This is a genomic window from Desulfuromonas sp. DDH964 (genome assembly GCF_001611275.1).
In the GTDB taxonomy this organism is placed as follows: Bacteria; Desulfobacterota; Desulfuromonadia; order Desulfuromonadales; family DDH964; genus DDH964.
On record NZ_CP015080.1, the window covers coordinates 792,651 to 813,701 of the forward strand.

Annotated in this window: 8 protein-coding genes; all 8 read right to left on the reverse strand. The window is 68.4% G+C overall.

The annotated features are described in order from the left end of the window. Position 1: 1 nt before the first annotated feature. Positions 2-1,225 (reverse strand): serine hydrolase domain-containing protein, encoded by a 1,224-nt coding sequence (locus tag DBW_RS03610; protein ID WP_066724352.1) that lies wholly within the window; start codon positions 1,223-1,225, stop codon positions 2-4. Then, on the reverse strand, positions 1,206-8,363 hold the full coding sequence (locus tag DBW_RS03615; RefSeq protein ID WP_066724355.1) for a non-ribosomal peptide synthetase: 7,158 nt from the start codon (positions 8,361-8,363) through the stop codon (positions 1,206-1,208). Before DBW_RS03615 ends, DBW_RS03610 begins: the two co-directional genes overlap by 20 nt. Continuing rightward, on the reverse strand, positions 8,357-17,875 hold the full coding sequence (locus DBW_RS03620; protein ID WP_066724359.1) for a non-ribosomal peptide synthetase: 9,519 nt from the start codon (positions 17,873-17,875) through the stop codon (positions 8,357-8,359). The genes DBW_RS03615 and DBW_RS03620 overlap by 7 nt, the downstream gene beginning before the upstream one ends. A 10-nt stretch (positions 17,876-17,885) precedes the next feature. Then, on the reverse strand, positions 17,886-18,767 hold the full coding sequence (locus DBW_RS03625; protein ID WP_066724362.1) for a DUF481 domain-containing protein: 882 nt from the start codon (positions 18,765-18,767) through the stop codon (positions 17,886-17,888). Between the two features lie 48 nt (positions 18,768-18,815). Then, entirely contained in the window at positions 18,816-19,511 is a 696-nt protein-coding gene (locus DBW_RS03630) for a 4'-phosphopantetheinyl transferase family protein (RefSeq protein WP_082820161.1), read from the reverse strand. Further along, positions 19,501-20,211: a thioesterase II family protein gene (locus DBW_RS03635; RefSeq protein WP_066724367.1), complete on the reverse strand. Its 711-nt coding sequence runs from the start codon at positions 20,209-20,211 to the stop codon at positions 19,501-19,503. Before DBW_RS03635 ends, DBW_RS03630 begins: the two co-directional genes overlap by 11 nt. After that, positions 20,208-20,387: a hypothetical protein gene (locus DBW_RS18745; protein WP_066724370.1), complete on the reverse strand. Its 180-nt coding sequence runs from the start codon at positions 20,385-20,387 to the stop codon at positions 20,208-20,210. Before DBW_RS18745 ends, DBW_RS03635 begins: the two co-directional genes overlap by 4 nt. 63 nt (positions 20,388-20,450) lie before the next feature. Further along, the gene (locus DBW_RS03645; protein ID WP_066724373.1) at positions 20,451-20,957 is read right to left on the reverse strand and encodes a YcjF family protein; all 507 of its coding nucleotides are present in this window, start codon (positions 20,955-20,957) and stop codon (positions 20,451-20,453) included. Positions 20,958-21,051: the final 94 nt, after the last annotated feature.

Here is a 21,051-nt window from a genome sequence, read left to right on the forward strand (position 1 = left end):
ATCATTCCGTCGCCAGGATCGTCCCCGGCATGAGAGGGTAGTTCCGTTCCGGGTGCAGGCTTCTCAGCACCGAACCGAGAAAGGCGGTGTCGCTCTTCTGGCGATGGGCCAGGGTGCGGTTTTCGCACATGGCCACCGCCTGGTCGAATTCAGGCAGGTACTGGGCGGTGCAGTCGAATCCGGGATGGCCACCGGCATGGCCCAGCGTGCCGTAGATGCTGATCTGCATCAGGCCAAGACCGTAATTATAGCCGCCTTCGAGGCCGGTAGTTACCATATCTTCCATCAGCGCCAGCGTCGCAGCTTGCAGCACCACTCCCGGGGTCAGCAGCGACTTGATCCAGCGGGTGAGATCGGTGGGGGTGGAGATGATCTCCCCCGAGGACCAGGTGAAGGACCAGTCGAGGTCAGTAATGTCCGTAAGCGGGGCAAACTGGAGATCCCAGTTGACGTAACCGTGAATCCAGCGGATCTGGTCGGGGAAGTCGGAGGAGGGGACGAAGGTATCGGTCAGGCCGAGGGGATCGATCAGCTCCTCGCGCAGTTGCTGGCCGTAGGGGCGCTGCTGCGGGTCGTATTTTTCGATGATCTTGCCGAGCAGGACGTAGTTGGTATTGGAATAGTGCCAGGTCTGCCCGGGCTCGTTGCAGGAGTCGGTAGCGTAGGGGGCAACCACCTCCAGCAGCTCCTCGGGGCTCCAGCGATAGGTCGGATCGCTGGTGAACTTGCCGCTCCATTCCGGCATTTCGGTGAAGCTGCAGATCAGGCTGGTGTGGTTGAGCAGGTTGGTGAGCTGAATCCGCCCCGGGCGGTAGTTGGCCAGCCGCTGCGCTTCGTCGGGCAGGAGCTCTTCGAGGGTGTCGCTGAGCCGGAGGATACCGGCTTCGACCATCTGCAGAATGCGGGCCGCGACAAAGGTCTTGGTCAGACTGCCGATCCGGTAACGGGAATGGATGGTGGCCGGGGTGGCGCTGGCGAGATCCTCCACCCCGTAGACCACGGTGGTGACCTGGTCGTCCGTTTCCCGCACCGCGATGCTCACCGAGGGGACGTTGAGGCTCCCGGTACGTTCGGCCGCCAGTTGATCGAGGCTTTGCTGTTTGTAGTCCCCAAGATCTTCGCCGGAACAGCCCGGCAGGAGCAGGAGGAAGACCAGCAGCAGACCGACCGCCGGGCAGCGGAGGGAACTATGACGCCGGAAATGGCTAGACTTTGAAGAGTCCATCGATGATCCCCTTTGCGGTTTGCAGGTTGAGCTGAAAATGACCCGGAGCGAACATGTCAATATGGGCACCGGAACCGGTTAGCGTCTGGCAGTCCCCCCGGGTCTTGCCGGACCAGCGGCGGTGGCAGCGGCCGTTGGCAGGCTCCGGATCGCTGGAAGTGATGAGGATGATGTCACTGGCCACTGGTTCCGGCTCACAGCAGGGGGGGAGGGTGGCGATATAGCCGGCGAGCCGTTCGGAATCGTCGGTGAGCCCCTGCTCACGGCAGAGTTGCCGGTACCAGCCCAGGTAGTCGTCCGGCGTCGGTGGCTCCTCGAAGATCCAGGAGTCGACCAGCAACAGCGCCCGCGGCGCCCGGGCCCCGAGACGGCGGGCGACCTCGAAGGCGAAGTTGCCGCCCCCCGAATAACCGAGGAAGAGAGTCTTTTCGGGGAGGGTCATACGGTCGCGAACCACCGTTTCGCAGTACTCGGCAAATCCCCCCGGGGAAAATTCGAGGGGAAGAACGCGGCGCGGCGCCAGGGCCGCGGCGATTCGGGCGCTGATGGGCGAAAAGAGGCTGTCGATGGACGGAAAGAGGAAAACGTCGGTACCAACCCCGGATTCTGGGTGGTTGGCGCCCGATTGCAGCGCCGCGGCCAGGGCGCAGACCCGCGGGTGCAGAAAGAGGTCGGCGACAGTGGCCGTCGGGAACTGGGGTCGCAGCAGGTCGGGAAGGCGCAGGGCACTCAGCGAGTTGCCGCCGAGGTCGAAAAAATGTCCTTCACGGTCGACGGCACCGCAATTCAGGACGCGGGCGAAGCTGGCGGCGACCAGCTTCTCGGCGGGCGTCTGCGGCGGCGCCGTGACCTTCGCCGACGGTTGCGCCAGCGCCAGCAGGGCGGTGCCGTCCAGTTTGCCGTGGCGGTTGAGGGGGAGCTGCGCCACCGCCAGCAGCTGCTCCGGCACCATGAAGGCGGGGAGGCGTGCGGCGAGAAAGGCGCGCAGCTCGGCGCTGCCCGGCGCCGGCTCGGCGGCGACGTAGGCGGCCAGCAGGCTGCTGTAGATCCCCGCCTTCCCCACCGGCACCACCGCCGCGTCGCGCAGCTGCGGATGGGTGGCGAGGGCCTGGCGGACCTCCTCCAGTTCGATGCGGTAGCCGCGGACCTTGACCTGGTCGTCGCGGCGACCGAGAAAGCGGAGCTCGCCGTCGCTGCCGCGCCGGGCGAGATCGCCGCTGCGGTAGAGGCGCTCCCCCGGCAGGGCCGGGCTGGCGGCGAAGGCGCGGGCGGTCAGCTCTGCCTGGCCGAGATAGCCGTCGGCCAGGGCGCTGCCGCCGAGCGCGAGTTCGCCGACGACGCCGTCGGGGACGAGCTCCCCCTGGTCGTCGAGCAGATAGCAGTTGACATTGGCGATGGGGCGGCCGATGGGGAGGGGCTCGGGGATCGGCTGGGTCGCCGCGACCGGGTAGAGGGTGGCGCAGACGGTATTCTCGGTAGGGCCGTAGGCGTTGAGGTAGCGCAGCCGGGGGGCGAACTCCTGGACCTGCTGGGCGCGGGGACTCTCGCCGGCGGTGACCAGGGTTTTCAGCCCGGCCAGGTCGGTGACGCCGAAGTGGGCCAGATAGGAAGGAGGGAAAGTGGCAACGGTCACCTGCTGGCGGTGCAGCAGGGCGATCAGCCGCGCGCGGTCGCGAAGGTCGGCTTCGACCGGGCAGACCAGGGCGGCGCCGTTGGCCAGGGTGACGAAGATCTCTGAAACCGAGGCGTCGAAACCGGGGGAGGCGAAGAGGAGCACCCGGTCGTCTTCCTCCAGGCCGAAGGCCGCGCCCTGTTCCCGGGCCAGATTGAGGATGCCGCGGTGGGGGACCACGACCCCCTTGGGACGTCCGGTCGAGCCGGAGGTGTAGATCACATAGGCGGCCTCCTCCGGCCGCGGCGGTCGCGGCAGCGGCGCGGCGTCCCCTTCCGCCAGCTGCCGGGCGGTGACGGAGGGGCCGCTCTGCGGCCAGGGCGGCGCGTCCGTCTCGGCACAGCGGATGACCAGCACCGGTGCGGCATCGCGCGCGAGCAGGGCGATGCGCTCCTGCGGATAGCGGGCGTCGATGGGGAGGTAGACCGCCGCCGCCTTGAGGACCGCCAGGGCCGCCAGCACCGTCCAGGGTCCGCGGCTGCAGTGCAGAGCGACCCGGCTGCCCGGCGTCACGCCGTGCCCAGCGACCAGGGTCGCCGCCATCCGGTCACTGATCTGGTCGAGCTCCCGGTAGCTCCAGCCCTCCTCCCCGGCGATGAGCGCCGGCGCCTGCGGCCGACGGCGGGCCTGGTCGCGGATCAGATCGATCACCGTGAGCCCCTCCGGCAGCGGTCGGCACGGGCCGCGGGAGAGGGCCAGCAGCCGCTCACGCTCCTCACCACACAAAAGTTGCGCCCGGCCGACGGCCTCCTGCGGCGCGGCGCTCAAAGAGCGGGCGAGCTGCTGCAGGTGGCCGGCCAGGGCGGCGACCGTAGCGGCCTCGAAGAGAGCGCTGGCGTAGTTGATCTGCAACCCCAGCTCCTCTCCCTGCGGGGCAAAGAGGAAGGAGAGATCGAAACGGCTGGTCTGCTCAGGGAGTTCCAGCGGCGCGATGCGCAAGCCGTCGACGGCGAAGAGGGGCGCCTCGTTATTCTGCAGCACCAGCAGCACGTCGAAGAGGGGGGCGCGGGCCGTGTCGCGAGGGAGGCGCAGTTCATCGACCAGGCGGTCGAAGGGGTAGTCCTGGTGGGCGAAGGCCACCAGGGTCGTTGTTTTAACCCGTTGCAGCAGAGTGAGAAAATCCTCCTCGGGGGCGAGGGTCTCACGCAGGGCGAGGGTATTGACGTAGAAGCCGACCTGCTCCTCCAGTTCGGGGTGAGTGCGGCCGGCGCTGACGGTGCCGATGATCTGCTCGCGCTGCATGGTGTAGCGGTAGAGCAGCACCCGCAGCAGCGCCTGCAGAACCATGAAGAGGGTGGCGCCCTGGGCGACGGCGAGGTCGTTGAGGCGGCGGGTCAGGGCAGCGTCGAAGGTGGCAGCGATCACCCCGCCACGGCCGTCGGGGCGCAGCGGCCGGGGAAAGTCGGTCGCCAGCGGCAGCGCCGGCGGCGGATCGGCCAACTGCGCTCGCCAGTAAGAGCGCGCCGACTCCAGCGTGCCATCGGCGAGGCGGGCGTTCTGCCAGGCGGCGAAGTCGCGATACTGCAGGGCCGGTGGCGGCAGCTCGGCCGGAACTCCGGCGCAAGCGGCGCGGTAGAGGAGGAGGAATTCCTTGAGCAGCACCCCCAGCGACCAGCCGTCGCCAGCGATATGGTGGAGGGTGAAGAGGAGCAGGTGGGTCTCGGGAGCGAGGCGCAGCAGCCGCACCCGCAGCGGCAGCTCGTCGGTCAGCGCGAAGGGGAGCAGTGCCAGCTCCCGGCAGCGCTCAAGGGCCGCCGCTTCGTCTGGCTGGTCCTCCAGCGGTACGCGGAAGGCGACCGCCTCCAGGACCTGCTGACGGGGCTCGCCGTCCCGCTCCCGGTAGCAGGTGCGCAGGATCTCGTGACGGGCGACCAGCTCGGCGAAGGCGGTTTGCAGGGCGGCCGGCGCGAGGGGGCCGTCGATGCGATCGACAGCGAAGATATTGTAGGCCGGGTTGCCCGGCTCCAGGCGGTCGAGGACCCAGAGGCGGCGCTGGGCCGGGGAGAGGGGGTAGTCGGCGGCGGCCGGAGTACGCGGGATCGGTTCGAAACCGGCGCACGCGGCGGCATCGAGCCAGGCGGCGAGCTCCCGGGCGGTCGGCCGGGCAAACAGGGTCGCCACCTCGACCTGCACCCCCAGCTCCCGGTAGAGGCGGGCCAGGACCCGAATGGCGAGGAGGCTGTGGCCGCCGGCCGCAAAGAAGTTGTCGTCGCGCCCGAGGGGCGGGCTGTTGAGAAGCTCGGCGAAGATCGCACAGACGCTGGCTTCTGTCGAAGTCTGGGGGGGGGTATAGGGGCTTGGGGCCGCGTTCGGACGCCGCCAACGCAGCCGTGCCACCAGCTGGCCGGCGTTCGCCAGGGCGAGTGGATGGTAGTAGGCGTCATGGCGCACCCCGGCGGGTAGGAGGGGCGGCTCCCAGGACTCTCCCTGCTCCGGGGCGTCGGCGGCCAGTTCCGACGGCGGCTGGAGGGGCGTGGGCGGCAGCGGCCGCGGCGGTGCTTCGGGCGTGGTGCAGGGCTCCTCCCAGCGCAGGGTCAGCTGGGCGGCCAGCGCCGGCAGCCTGCTGGTCGGCAGAGAGAAATGGCAGGCACCATCTTCCAGCGGGAGAGCGGAAAAGCCGGCGCGGCGCAACAGGTCGGCCACCTGGCCATTGCGGGGGCCGGGGACGAAGCGGGCACCGAGGGTGGCGATCCCTGCGGTCCGGCACCAGTCGCCGAGGGCGGCGAGGAGCCCTTCCTCGACGCCGCGGCCGAGAACCCGGCAGCTGAGCAGCCAGGTCTCGATCTCAGCCGTGTCGGCGCGGCGCTGCATCAGCACCACTCCGGTCAGGCCGTAGGCGCCGAAGCGGTCGTTGACCTCCAGAGTCAGGCCGCACTGGCCGGGGGCGGCGAGGAATTCTGCAATCTGCGCCGGCGTGCGCCGGGCGAGGTTGAGGTTGAACTGATTGGTGCGCTGGGTCAGTTGGGCGATGCGCTCGGACTGGGCCGGATGGGCCGGTCGCAGCACCAGCTCCAGGGCGAGCTCCCGCAAATATTCATCCCGTCCGCAACGCTGCTCCGCGGCACGGCGTTGCTGTTCGGCCTGGTAGCGGGCCGGCCGGTCGGCGTCTTCCCGGGTGAGCAGCAGTTTGTCGGTGGCCCAGAGCCGGTCTAGAAAAGGAGCGAACCGGTCGGCGGCGGCAGGGAGCTGCAGGGTCAGCACCTCCGGGCATTCGTGCAGCATCCGGGCGCATTCGGCGGGGCTGTCGTCGAGGAAAATGAAACTGTCGCTCCCCAGCCCGAGCTCGGCGGCGATGGCACGCAGGTTGGCCGGCTTGTCGTTCCAGTCGATGCGCCAGCTGGCGAAATGCTCCCGGCGCAGCAGCATGCCGGGGTGGTGATCGAGGATATCCAGGACATCCGCCGCCTGGTTCTTGCTCGCCAGGGCGAGGAGCATCCCCTCCCGGTGGCGAGCAAGGAGGAACTCCTGCAGGGCGCGATAACCGCCGCCGGTGTCGATCCCCTCCCGGCCGACTTCGCCGCAGATCCCCCCCCACAGGGTGTTATCGGCATCGACGACCAGCACCTTGAAGGAGTGGCCGGCCAGGGCGAGGCAGGCGCGGGCGGTCTCGCTGCCGATGGCGGCGAAAAACTCGCGGCTGAAGGGGATATGCCCTTCCTGGGCGCTGCTCGGATCGAAAACCTCCCGCACCCGGAAGCGGACCGCGCTCTGGCGCAGGTCGAGGGGGAAGCAGCCGGGGGTGGCCGCCAGGTGCTCGGCGAGTTCGCTGCCGAGTTCCTGCAGCCGTTGTCGCAGCTGCGGATCGAGAGCCGGGTCGACGGGGAAGAGGCCGACCAGCAGCGGCGCCGGTCCCGGCCAGTTAGCGAGGAGCTGAAACAGCAGCTGGCGAAAGGTGGCCAGGGCCGCTTCCGGCTCGGCCGGCCGGTCGTGCAGCGCATCCTCGAAACGGGCCAGCAGCAGGGCGACGTCGCAGTCGTGGCGCAGGCTGCCGGCCGGATCGTTGAGCGCGGTAAAAACCTGGTTGTAGCCGGCGAAACGCAATACTGCATTGACGCCGAAGGGGCGCAACTGGGCGACGCAATAGCCCTCCAGTTCCTCCGCGGTGAAGCTGGCGGCCACCCCCAGCCGCAGCGGACGGCGCCGCGGCAATCCCGCCTGGCGCCAGCGTTCGAAAAGCTCGGCCAGGGGCAGCTCCGGTTCCCGGGCCAGGGCTGCGGCGAGGAGCGGCAGTCCCTGCTGCAACGCTCCGGGGAGGGCCGCGGGACAGGCCTTGCGGTTGTAGCGCAGCCGCAGTCGCAGTACCGGTTCGGGAAAGATCTGGACCTCGACGGCGTAGTTGGTGTGCTCGGCGACGCCAAAATCGACCTGGCGAAAGGGGAGCCGGCTTGGTTCCCCTTCCGGATAATTTTCGAAGACCAGCAGGGAATCGAGGAGGTGGGCGCCCAGCGGGGTCTGGGCCTGGATTTCGGCCAGAGAAGCGTAGTGATGGGGCAGAGCCCGGGCCCCCTCCTGGTGCAGGGCATCGACCAGTCCGCCGAGGGTCTGCTCCGGCGCCAGCAGGGCCCGCACCGGCACGGCGTTGATGAACAGTCCGACCATTTCCGCGCAGCCGGGCAGCTCCGGCGGCCGGCCGGAGACGGTGGCGGCGAAAACCACCTCCTCCCTGCCGTCGCAGGCGCCCAGCGCCAGGGCCCAGAGCGCCCGGAACAGGCTGTTCAGGGTCGCCCCGCGGCTGCGGGCGAGGGCGCGCAATTCGGCGCCGAGCTCCGGCTCCAGGGTCAGTTCGAACTCGCCTCCGGCATAGCCGGTCGCCAAAAAGGGGGTGGCGGCGCAGGAGGCGAGTTCCTCATAACCGGCGAGGGTTTGACGCCAGTAATCGAGGGTGGCCTGCTGGTCCCGGCTCTCCAGCCACTGAACGTAGTGGCGGAATTGCCGGGCCGGCGGCAGTTGCGCTTCGCGGCCGGCCAGCAGCTCGAGATAGAGGGCTTCGAAGTCGCGCTGAAGGACGGCGAGGCTCCAGCCATCGAGGAGGATGTGGTGGAAACTCCAGAGGAATTCATGGCATTCGGGGCCAAGTCGGAACAGGGCCAGGCGCAGCGGCGGGCGGCGCGGCAACGCGAAGGGACGGGCGAGGTCGGCCCGGCGTTCCTCCGCCAGGCGTTCCTCGGCCCGGGCGGTGCCGAGGCCGGAGAGATCCTCAAAGCGGAAATCGAGGGGGGCCTGGCGCAGGACCAGTTGCAGCGGTCGGGGAACTTTTTCGTGGACGAAGAGGGTGCGCAGAATGTCGTGACGAGCGGCGAGGCGCTCCCAGGCCTGGCGAAACAGCTCCGGCTCCAGCACACCCTGCAACCGGAAGCGGGCCTGTTCGAAATAGGCGCGTCCCCCCTCCCGCAGCTGATGGAAAAGAATCCCTTCCTGCAGGGGTGTCAAAACGTAGAGATTCTGAATGTTCTCCTTGCTTACCATGAACCCTCGCCCCGGGGGTGTGCCAGACCCTCGACCAGGCCGTCGAACTGGTCGAGAGAGAGACCGGAAAAGTCAAAGTCGACCGGGGTCGCCTGACTCCCCTGGCGGGCACAGCAATGTTCGACGAGACTCTCCAGCCAGGCGGTGAAACCGGCCGCCAGAGCCGTGACTCGCGCCAGGGGATAATGCTCCTGGTGATAGTGAAACTGGACGCTGAGGCGACCATCGGCGATCAGTGCCGCGACGTCGAGGAGATGCCAGGCCCGGGCCGCCGGGGAGATTTCGGCGCCGGTCGGCTCTGGAGCCTGGGTGAAGAAGCTCCCCGGCGCGGCGGCAAACTCGCCAAGAAAGTTGAAGCCGACCCGTTCCGACCCGAGCAGTGCGGGCCACCTTTCCGGTGGGTGAAGCAGGCCAAAGCCCAACCCGCGCGACGGCACCCGTCGCAGCTGCTCCTTGACCGCTACGGTGAGGCGTCCCGGGTCCTGGGCGGCAACATCGAGGGTCAGGGGCCAGAGGGTGGTAAACCAGCCGAGGGTACGCGAGATGTCGCAGCCGACCAGGGGTTCGCGGCCGTGTCCTTCCAGGGTCAGCGCCGTCCGTGGCGCGCCTGCGGCTACAGCCAGGGCCTTGGCAAGAGCTGCGGTCAGCAGTTCTTCGGTGCGGGTCTGGTAGGCCCGGTTGGCGGCGCCGGTCAGCTGGGCGGTGAAGTCGCTGCCGAATTGCAGGGCATGGGTCCGCTTGTCGGCGAAACGGCCCGGGTCGATCATGGCGGGGCCGACGGGCGCTTGCACCTGGGCCTCCCAATAGCTCCGCTCGGCTTGCACGCTGTCGGTTGCGGCCAGTCTGTCAAGGGCGAGGGCCCAGTCCCCGGGGCTGGCGGTCGCTGCCGGCAGTTCGATCGGCCGGCCGGCACTCGCCGCCCCATAGGCGTTTTCCAGGTCCGCCAGCAGCAGACGCCAGGAGACGCCATCGGTAACCAGATGGTGGCAAGTCAGAAAGAGACGGTCCCCTTCCGGGCGCTGGAACAGGACCGCCTTGAACAGGGACCCGGCAGCCAGGTCCATGCGGCGGTAAACCCGTTCGATCTCGTTGTTGATCTCGGCCCCTTGCGGCAGCGGACAGATGCAGAGATCGAGTTCATCCGCTGGCAGAATGGACTTCTCCCAGCCTTCCTTGCAGCATCGGTAGCGGCTGCGCAAGGCATCGTGGTGGGCCACCAGCGCCTCCAGGGCCGCCCGCAGGGGCGCGGGATCGATGCTGGCCGCTGCCGCGAGCAGGACGCTCTGGTTGAAATGGCCGGGGGCCGCGGGCTGGGTGGCGAAGAACCAGCGTTCCACCGGGGTCAGCGGGACCAGACCATGGACCCGGGGCGGTTGCGGCTGGGCCTGGGGCTGCAGCGGTTGCACCCGGCCGGCGAGAGCCCGTACCGTCGGCGCCTCGAAGAGATCGAGAACCTGGAGCTGCCAGCCTGCTTCCCGCAGGCGGCCGACGGCGACAATCGCCTTGATCGAATCGCCGCCGGCGGCGAAGAAGTCCTCGTCGACGCCGAGCCCGTCGCGGCCGATGACCTGAGCGAGCAGTTGCGAAAGTTCCCGCTCCAGGTCCGTGGTGGGGAGGCTGGCCGGGGCGGTGGTCGACAGCAGCTCGGCCTGGCGGGGGGAGGGGAGCGCAGCGCTCTCCACCTTGCCGTTGCGGTTCAGGGGGAGGGCGTCCAGGGGGATGAAGAAGCCGGGAATCATATAGCCGGGGAGCCAGGCGCCGAGGTAACGGCGCAATTCGTCGGCGTCGGGGGCGGGAGCGCCGGGTTGCAGGGTAAAGTAGGCCGCCAGGGTTTCCACCGCACCGCTGGCCGGGTCGCGCAGCGGATGGACATAAACCTCGCGCAGGTCCGGCATGGCCAGCAGGCGGTTCTGGATCTCCTGGAGTTCGATCCGGTAGCCGCGCAGCTTGATCTGGGCATCGATGCGGCCGACGAACTCCAGGTCAAAATTGGGTTCGAAGCGGACCAGGTCGCCGCTGGCATAGAGGCGTTCGCCGCTCCCCGCCGGATCGGCCACGAAGCGGGCCGCCGTCAAATCGGCCTGCCGATGGTAGCCGCGCGCCACCCCGGCGCCGCCGATGAAGAGCTCCCCGAGCGCGCCGGGCGGCACTGGGCGGCCCGCGGCGTCGAGGACGCGGATGGTGGTGTTGGCGATCGGTTTGCCGATCGGCAGCCGCCAGAGGGCCGGGAGCCTGCGCGGCAGCGGATGGAAGGTGGCGAAGGTGGTGGTCTCGGTCGGGCCGTAGACGTGTACCAGTTCGGTCCCTTCCCCCAGCTGCTCCAGGGCATGCCGGACCGGTCGCAGGCTCGCCTCCTGCCCACCGAAGAAGATCTGTTCGCACCCCGCCAGCGCCTCCGGGACCGTTTCTGCCAGCTGGTTGAAGAGGGCGGTGGTCAGGAAGAATTTGCTGATGCGTTCCTGGCGCAGGTAGGCGCCAAGGGTCTCCGGGCTGCGCAGTACCGATGTTTCCGGCAGGCAGAGGGTGGCGCCGTTGAGCAGGCTCATGAAGATGTCGAAGGTCGAACCGTCAAAGGCGTAGCTGGAGAGCTGCAGAAAGCGGTCGCCGGGCCGGCCCTGGCAATAGTCGGTCTGTTTGACCAGGCGCACCACGTTGCGGTGTTCGACTGCCACTCCCTTGGGGCGGCCGCTGGAACCGGAGGTATACATGAGATAGGCGAGGTCGCCGGGGCGGGCCCGGGACGGGAAAGGCGGGACCTGTTCCGGCAGGTTCCGGATCAGGGTCTCGACGGCGACGACTGTCGCCCGTGTCGGCCCCTCTGTCGGCAGCTGCCGGGCCACCGTCTCGTTGCGTTGGTCGGTGACCAGCAGAACCGCCTCGCAGTCCGCCAGGAGAAACGCCAGGCGTGCGGCCGGAGTCTCCGGTTCCAGGGGGACATAGGCGGCGCCGAGCTTGAGCACCCCGAAGATCGTCGCCAGCATCGCTGGACCGCGTTCGAAGAGGAGGGCGATGGCCCGGCCATGCAGGTCGCCGTGGCGCTGCTGCAGGGTCGCAGCGACCAGGTCCGAAGCCTGGTCGAGCCAGCGGTAGCTGTAGTGGCCGCTGCGATGCACCAGGGCACAGGCCTCCGCATCCCGTGCCACCTGCTCGGCAAAGAGTTCCGGCAGGCTTTGTGGCGGCAGCTCTCTGGCAGTGGCGTTGATCCGGGCGAGGGCCGCCCTGGTCGCCAGCGGCAGCAGTTCGAGATCGCCGACGGCGGTCTCGGGAGCGGCGAGGGCCGCTTCGAGGAGGGTCTCCAGGCAACGGAACCAGCCGGCGACGGTGGCGGCGCGAAACAGGTCGCTGCAGTATTCGATCTCCACCCGGCTGGCATCGGCGCTGAAATAGAAGGTCAGGTCGAAATGGCTGACCGGGCGGCGCAGGGGCAGCGGCTCCAGGCGCAGTGGGCCGAGGTCCGAGGCGACTGCCGCGCTGTTCTGCAATGCCAGGACCACGTCGAACAATGGATTGCGGGAGGTGTCGCGGATCAGTCCCAGCTCGTCGACGAGGCGGTCGAAGGGGTAATCCTGATGCTCCAGGGCGGCGGTGTGGGTGTGATGGACGCGGCGCACCAGCTCGGCAAAGGGCTCCTGCGGATCGAGCCGATCCCGCAGCGGCAGGGTGTTGACAAAGAAACCGACCAGTCCCTCCAGGTCGGGATGGCGGCGGCCGGCGGCGGGGGCGCCGACAATCAGGTCGGTCGTGCCGCTGAGGCGGTAGAGGAGGGTCTTGACCAGGGCCATCAGCAGGTCGAAGAGGGTCACCTGCAAACGGTCGACGAACTGTTGCATGGCGGCGACTTGCGCCGGCGGCAGGCAGAAATCGAGGGTCTCCCCGGCAAAACTCTGTACCGGCGGGCGGGGGAAGTCGGTCGCCAGTTCGAGGGTCGGGATCGGTCCGGCGAACTGCTGGCGCCACCACTGGCCGCTGGCCGCCAGCTCGGCGCTGCCGACCTGGGCCGCCTGCCAGGCGCAGAAGTCGCGGTAGTGCAGCCCTCCCGCCGGCAGCGCCGGGGCGCCGCCGCTGGCGAGGGCGGCGTAGCTGTGGCTGACTTCCCGCTGCAGCACCCCCATTGACCAGCCATCGGCGACGATATGGTGGAGGTGGAGCAGCAGCCAGGCTTCGTCCTGAGCAGTGTGCAGCAATTTGATCCGCCACAGTGGGCCCTGCGCCAGATCGAAGGGTTTTTCCCCCTCCTGGCGCGCCAGGGCTGCGGCGGCGGCCTGGGGATCGCTGACCGAGCGCAGGTCGACTTCCTCGATCCGGAAAGCACCGGCGGGCCGGACAACCTGGCGGACGGCGCCGTCCCGCAGCACGAACCGGGTCCGCAGCGACTCATGGCGCACCTCCATGGCGGCGAAGGCCGCGGCCAGGGCAGTGCTGTCAAGGGGGCCGTGCAGGCGGCTGACACCGAAGAGGGTATAGGGCGTGTGCGCATCCGCGCGCATTTGATCGATGGCCCAGAGGCGCTGCTGCGCGGCCGAGAGGGGGTAGTCGGCCGCCGTGGCGCGGCGCGGGATCGGCGCGAAATGGCCCTGCCGCTGCCGGTCGAGAAAGGCGGCCAGGCGCGCAACGGTCGGATGGGCGTAGATCTCCCGCAGGAGAACCTGCGCGCCGCACTGGCGGTGGAGTCGGGCCGCGAGCTGCATTGCCCGGATGCTCTGGCCACCGGCTTCGAAGAAATGGGTCTCGCGGCCGGGGGAGGTGAGCTGCAACAGGTCGGCAAAAAGGGCGGCGACCAGCTTCTCGGCGGGCGTCTGCGGCGGCGCCGTGACCTTCGCCGGCGGTTGCGCCAGCGCCAGCAGGGCGGTGCCGTCCAGTTTGCCGTGGCGGTTGAGGGGGAGCTGCGCCACCGCCAGCAGCTGCTCCGGGACCATGAAGGCGGGGAGGCGTGCGGCGAGAAAGGCGCGCAGCTCGGCACTGCCCGGCGCCGGCTCGGCGGCGACGTAGGCGGCCAGCAGGCTGCTGTAGATCCCCGCCTCCCCCACCGGCACCACCGCCGCGTCGCGCAGCTGCGGATGGGCGGCGAGGGCCTGGCGGACCTCCTCCAGTTCGATGCGGTAGCCGCGGACCTTGACCTGGTCGTCGCGGCGACCGAGAAAGCGGAGCTCGCCGTCGCTGCCGCGCCGGGCGAGATCGCCGCTGCGGTAGAGGCGCTCCCCCGGCAGGGCCGGGCTGGCGGCGAAGGCGCGGGCGGTCAGCTCCGCCTGGCCGAGATAGCCGTCGGCCAGGGCGCTGCCGCCGAGGGCGAGTTCGCCGACGACGCCGTCGGGGACGAGCTCCCCCTGGTCGTCGAGCAGATAGCAGTTGACATTGGCGATGGGGCGGCCGATGGGGAGGGGCTCGGGGATCGGCTGGGTCGCCGCGACCGGGTAGAGGGTGGCGCAGACGGTATTCTCGGTCGGACCGTATCCGTTGAGGTAATGCAGCCTGGGTGCGAACTGGCGTACCAGCTGCGGGCTCGGCCGTTCGCCGGCGCTGACCAGCGTTTTCAGTCCGTCCAGGTCACCGGGTTCGAAGTTGGCCAGGTAGGCGGGCGGAGCAATCAGGACCGTGACTCGCTGGCGCTGCAGCAGGGCCGCCAGGCTCGGCGGATCGTCGATCTGCGCCTCGCTGCTGCAGACCACCGCCGCCCCCTGGGCCAGGGCCGGGAAGACCTCGGCGACGAAGGAGTCGAATCCGGGGGAAGCAAATTGAAGGACCCGATCATCGGCGCCGAAATGGAGGGCAACCGGCAATTCCCGGGCCAGATTGAGGATGCCGCGATGGGGGACCACGACCCCCTTGGGACGTCCGGTGGAGCCGGAGGTGTAGATCACATAGGCGGCCTCCTCCGGCCGCGGCGGTCGCGGTAGCGGCGCGGCGTCCCCTTCCGCCAGCTGCCGGGCGGCGACGGAGGGGCCGCTCTGCGGCCAGGACGGCGCGTCCGTCTCGGCACAGCGGATGACCAGCACCGGTGCGGCATCGCGCGCGAGCAGGGCGATGCGCTCCTGCGGATAGCGGGCGTCGATGGGGAGGTAGACCGCCGCCGCCTTGAGGACCGCCAGGGCCGCCAGCACCGTCCAGGGTCCGCGGCTGCAGTGCAGAGCGACCCGGCTGCCCGGCGTCACGCCGTGCCCAGCGACCAGGGTCGCCGCCATCCGGTCACTGATCTGGTCGAGCTCCCGGTAGCTCCAGCCCTCCTCCCCGGCGATGAGCGCCGGCGCCTGCGGCCGACGGCGGGCCTGGTCGCGGATCAGATCGATCACCGTGAGCCCCTCCGGCAGCGGTCGGCACGGGCCGCGGGAGAGGGCCAGCAGCCGCTCACGCTCCTCACCACACAAAAGTTGCGCCCGGCCGACGGCCTCCTGCGGCGCGGCGCTCAAAGAGCGGGCGAGCTGCTGCAGGTGGCCGGCCAGGGCGGCGACCGTAGCGGCCTCGAAGAGAGCGCTGGCGTAGTTGATCTGCAACCCCAGCTCCTCTCCCTGCGGGGCAAAGAGGAAGGAGAGATCGAAACGGCTGGTCTGCTCAGGGAGTTCCAGCGGCGCGATGCGCAAGCCGTCGACGGCGAAGAGGGGCGCCTCGTTATTCTGCAGCACCAGCAGCACGTCGAAGAGGGGGGCGCGGGCCGTGTCGCGAGGGAGGCGCAGTTCATCGACCAGGCGGTCGAAGGGGTAGTCCTGGTGGGCGAAGGCCACCAGGGTCGTTGTTTTAACCCGTTGCAGCAGAGTGAGAAAATCCTCCTCGGGGGCGAGGGTCTCACGCAGGGCGAGGGTATTGACGTAGAAGCCGACCTGCTCCTCCAGTTCGGGGTGAGTGCGGCCGGCGCTGACGGTGCCGATGATCTGCTCGCGCTGCATGGTGTAGCGGTAGAGCAGCACCCGCAGCAGCGCCTGCAGAACCATGAAGAGGGTGGCGCCCTGGGCGACGGCGAGGTCGTTGAGGCGGCGGGTCAGGGCAGCGTCGAAGGTGGCAGCGATCACCCCGCCACGGCCGTCGGGGCGCAGCGGCCGGGGAAAGTCGGTCGCCAGCGGCAGCGCCGGCGGCGGATCGGCCAACTGCGCTCGCCAGTAAGAGCGCGCCGACTCCAGCGTGCCATCGGCGAGGCGGGCGTTCTGCCAGGCGGCGAAGTCGCGATACTGCAGGGCCGGTGGCGGCAGCTCGGCCGGAACTCCGGCGCAAGCGGCGCGGTAGAGGAGGAGGAATTCCTTGAGCAGCACCCCCAGCGACCAGCCGTCGCCAGCGATATGGTGGAGGGTGAAGAGGAGCAGGTGGGTCTCGGGAGCGAGGCGCAGCAGCCGCACCCGCAGCGGCAGCTCGTCGGTCAGCGCGAAGGGGAGCAGTGCCAGCTCCCGGCAGCGCTCAAGGGCCGCCGCTTCGTCTGGCTGGTCCTCCAGCGGTACGCGGAAGGCGACCGCCTCCAGGACCTGCTGACGGGGCTCGCCGTCCCGCTCCCGGTAGCAGGTGCGCAGGATCTCGTGACGGGCGACCAGCTCGGCGAAGGCGGTTTGCAGGGCGGCCGGCGCGAGGGGGCCGTCGATGCGATCGACAGCGAAGATATTGTAGGCCGGGTTGCCCGGCTCCAGGCGGTCGAGGACCCAGAGGCGGCGCTGGGCCGGGGAGAGGGGGTAGTCGGCGGCGGCCGGAGTACGCGGGATCGGTTCGAAACCGGCGCACGCGGCGGCATCGAGCCAGGCGGCGAGCTCCCGGGCGGTCGGCCGGGCAAACAGGGTCGCCACCTCGACCTGCACCCCCAGCTCCCGGTAGAGGCGGGCGGCGAGCTTGATCAGGGTCAGGGAGTTGGCGCCGGCTTCGAGCAGCGAGGTGTCGATGCTGATCCGCTCCATCCCCACGGTGGCAGCGAAGAGGGCGGCGACCGCGCGCTCCCGGGGAGTCCGCGGTGGAACAAAATCTTCCTGCCGACAGAGGAGTTCCTCGGGCTTGGGGAGACGGTTGGCATCGACCTTGCCGTGGAGGTTGAGAGGGAACTTTTCCAGTTGCAGGAAGAAGGCGGGAATCATGTAGCCAGGGAGGCGCTGGCGCAGCGCGGCGACAATTTCCTCGCGGCTCACCGGGGTGGCGACCGTATAGTAGCAGGTCAGGCCGTCGACCAGCCCGTCCCGCAGGTTGGGGCGGACATACACCTGGCGCACCCCGGCGATGGCGGCGATGGCCATTTCCACCTCGGGCAGTTCGACCCGGTGGCCGCGCAGTTTGACCTGGCGGTCGACGCGGCCGACGAAGTCGACGCTGCGGTCCGGGCGGTAGCGGCCGAGGTCGCCGGTCTTGTAGAGGATGTCGGGGGTGGCGCTGAGGGGGTTCTGGATAAAGGCGCGGGCATTGAGCTCGGGGGCGCCGAGATACCCCTTGGAGCGGAACGGGGTCTTGATGTGGATTTCGCCGGTTTCCCCGATCTTGCAGAGGCGTTCCCCCTTGAGAATGATCGCCGCGGTGTTGGGGAGGGGGCGGCCGACCGGGACGATCTGCCCGCTCTCCAGAGGTTCGTCGTCGATGCGGAAGAAAAATTTGGCCAGGGTCGTCTCCGACGGCCCATAGAGATTGACCAGCCGGGTCGCTCCCCCGACTGCCTGACGAAAGCGCAGGACGTCGGCCCCGTAGAGGGGTTCGCCGGCCAGCAGCAGGTAGTTGACGCCGGCAAAGCCGTCCGGTTCCTGCTCGGCGAGATGGCTGGTCAATTCCCGGAACAGGGAGGGGACGCAGTGGATCAGGTTGACCCCGCTGGCGCGGACGAAGCGGACCAGTTCCGGAATCTGGCTGCGGGTGGCGGCATCGGGGATGCAGACCGCACCGCCGCAGGTCAGCGGCAGCAGGAGATCGCGCAGGCTGACGTCGAAGGTCGGCGGGGCCAGAGAGAGGGTGCGCAAGGTAGCGCCGAGACCGAACTCCTGGCGTTCCCAGGCGAGAAAGTGGCAAAGGCCCTTCTGGCTGCCGAGAATGATCTTCGGTTCGCCGCTGGAGCCGGAGGTGAAGACCACGTAGGCGGCCCCTTCGGCATCGACGGTAACCGGTGGGTTCTCCTCCGGCAGAGGGGTGTCCGGCGGGCTGGTCTGGTGCCAGAGCAGGGTGTCGGGTACTGTACCGAGCAGCAGCAGCGGCGGTGAGGCGGGGAGCTCGCAAAGGCGCGGCAGCAAGGCGGCGGCATCGGCTTCGGCGCAGATCAGCGCGGCCGGCGTGTTTGGGCGAAAGACCTGGGCCAGGCGGCTGCCCGGGAGGTCCAGGGGGATCGGCATGAAAACACCGCCGGCCTTGATCACTCCGAGTTGGGCGGCGACATAGGCCGCCGAGCTCGGCAGGGCAATGGCGACGATCCCCTGGGGTGCCAGTCCCCCCTCTTTCAGGGCCCAGGCGATGCGGTTGGCGCGGCGGTTGAGCTCGCCATAGCTGACGACCCCGGTTGCCTCGATGATGGCCGCAGCGTCGGGGTTGGCCGCCACGCTCGCCTCGATCAGATGCTGGAGAATCGGTCGATCCATGGCGTCGGTCCTAGTACGAGAAGCGGATGCCGTAGGTGGTCATGGCATCGGTCGAGTGGTTGCCGGGCCAGGGGTGGGAGTCGTAGCTCACCTGGTAGGAGACGAAAAGGTTGAAATTCTTCCGGATCGGCACCTGGATTTCGGCCTTCCCCTTGATCAGGCTGCGGGCCTTGCGACCGGAGACGAAGACCGCGGCCGAGTCGGGGTCCTGGCCGAATTCGTTCATCTCCGAGAAGGAGCGGATCCAGCGGAAGCCCTGGCTGAACTGCAGCCATTGACTCAGCTGCCAGTCGAAGGTCTGGTAGAAGTAGAGGATGTTGTAGGTGCGATGATCCAGAGAGGTATAGCGCTGCACTACCGCGTCATACTCCTCGTTGGCCTGGCCGCCGCCGAGAAAGGCCCCGAGGTTGAGGGCCTCGCTGCTGACCAGATAGCTGCCGAGACCGCCGATGAGCAAGCGGCGCTGGTCGAGATCGTTGTTGGTATCCTTCTCCCAGATCGCCGCCCCGGCGAGGTAACCGTAGCGGCAGAGGTCGAATTGCCCTTCGACCTTGGTGGTGCGGTTCTGGTTGCTGATATGGTCGGTCCCTTGCGTGTATTTTTTCTTGGCGTTGTCGTAGGAGGCCAGGCCGGTCCAGCGCCCATGGCGGAGGGTCAGGGCGGTCCCCACCCCCAAGGCGTAGCCGTCGGTATTGCCAGTGATGTTGGTGTAATTGAAGGAGAAGTCGAACTTCTTCAGCAGCCCCGGATAGCGGGCGGCGGGATCGAGGGAACTCTTTTTCCACCAGTCGGCCGGAGGCGCGGCTGGCCCCCCGGATTCCGCCGCCGACGATACGGCAAAGAGGAGCAGGAGTATCGGAATCAGAAGGAGCAGTCGCGTCTGGGCTGGCATCGGAAGCCTTTCTCTTCGGGGGGAAATCCTGGTTGGCGGATCCTTGCCTCAGGCCTCCGGTCGACCCCCCCAGGGGCGACCGGAGGCTGGCGCGGTGGCCCCTGCAGTTGGGCAAGGCCGGGGAAATTCCACTACCCGGGCCGGTTGGGGAGTGGCGAGATAGCAGGTATGCCCCGGCCGCCCCGGGTCGAGTTCCCGGGTGTGCCAGGTTCGGCCGGCGACCGCCACGGTCTCCGCGGCAAAAGCGAGCTGGTCCGGAGCCAGGGCCAATCCGGTCCCCAGGGCTTTCAGGACGCTTTCGGTGCGGGTCCAGTAGCGTAGAAAAGTCTGTTCCGGATCGGGAGAACGGCGGATGAGGGCAGCGATCGGCGGCGCGAAAACCTGCAGGCAGCTCTCCAGGTCGGCGACGGGCCGGGCTTCGATATCGATGCCGACGGCGCTCCGGCTCACCGCGCAGGCGACCAGTTCGCCAGCGTGGCTGATGCTCAGTCCGGGACCTGCCGGACCGAGAGTGGGGCGCCCCTCTGGCGTTCTGTGCAACAGCTGGAGAATGTCGGCCGGGTAGCCGAAGGCTCCGATCAGGATTTCCCGCAACAACAGCTTGCCGGTCAGCGAGCGCTGGCGGTCGATGGGGCGTTGCAGGCGCCGGACCTCGGCCCACAACGGTTCGGGCAACACGTCCTCCGCTGCGGCGTGGAGTGCGGGCCTGGCAAAGGCGACGACGACCGTCGTCTCAGCAGGCATGGCAATGAGTGTCCGCAGTCGCGGCGGCCCCGATCAGGGCGGCAATCTCCGCGGCATGCTCATGAATGAAAAAGTGTCCGCCGGAGAATTCGCGCCGGGAAAATTCTCCGCCGCAGAGTTCCTGCCAGGCCTGGATGGCGGGGCGGGAGACGCAGGGGTCAGCATCTCCGTACAGGACCGTGGTCGGAAAGGGGAGGGTCGGGAACCGGGTGCGGGGATAGTCGTCGAGGGCGGCAAAGTCGGCCCGCAGCACCGGCTCCAGCAGGTCGAGCAATTCCGGGCAGTCCAGCACTTCCGGCGGGGTCCCCGCAAGATCGGCGATCAGGCCGAAGAAGTCCCGGCGCGGAAGCAGGTGCCGGCGGCTGGGCGCTCTTTGGGTGAGGGCGCCCTGTCCGCTCAGAAAGAGATGCCGGGGCGGGGGGAAGAAGGAACTGGCCACCTGCTCGGCGAGGAGGAAGGCAACGCTCGCCCCCAGGCTGTGACCGAAGAGCAGATAGTCCCCTTGCAGGCGCTCCTCAAGCTGGCTCCGGGCGTCGCGGACAATGGCGTCGAGATCGCACAGGGGTGCGCTTTCGAGGCGCCGGCCGTGGCCGGGATACTCCAGGCACGACAGCTTGACGTTGGCTGGGAGGTACGGCTTGAGAAAGGCGAAAGAAGCCTGGTTCCCGCCGGCAAACGGGAGGCAGATCAGGTCGATCACGCCGGCCCCGGCCGTTTGTCGGTGACGATGACCAGCAACAGCCCCATGAGGGGGGTGAGGAGCAGGGATGCGAAAAGGTAGCCCCAGAATCCGAGCTTCTTCCGATAGCCGAGGGTGGCAATAATAACCGAAAGCGCCAGATAGAGCAGAAAATAGGGGGAGAAGATGATTCCCATGGAGCCCTCCCGGAAAGGTTCGGGGCTCCGTAAGGAGCCCCGAACGGTCATTTGATGGCAACTTTACTTGGTCGTTTTGGCCGCTTTCTTTCCGACTTCGAACTGCTGCTTGAAATAGTCGCGCATCTTTACGGCGTCGAAATCGAGGAGGGTGCCACCGGTTTCGAAATGCTGCACCAGGACCTTGCCGATGGCGTAAGTGCTGGCGGTTCCCAGGGTGCTGACGGAGAGGGCGGTGGCAAAGGTGCCCAGAACCGGGACGAATTTGAGGAGGCTGGCGGTGGTGTGGGTGAGGGCCACCGGCAGGACGCTGCCGAGGAGCGAAAGGACAATGCTGCGGACCCGTTCCTTGGAAAATTCGACCTGGTAGATGCCGGCAATCTTTTTAGTCATGTCATACTGCACCGCCATAAAGCCCACCAGATCGACCAGGGGGACCGGGACCACTCCCAGTCCGGCGGCCATATACATGTGATTTTTGATGATGGGACCGGCCTGCTCGGCGCGGGTCAGTTCCCCTTCGGTCGTCGAAGTTGCGGTCTCTTCGATAACGGCGGCTGCCTCACTCATTTCCATCCTCCCTGGAAAAGGTTTCCTACCATTTGGCCGTGGATAAGAGAGACTAATATCACCAAAACATTTAAAGTCAAACAGAATTAATTAA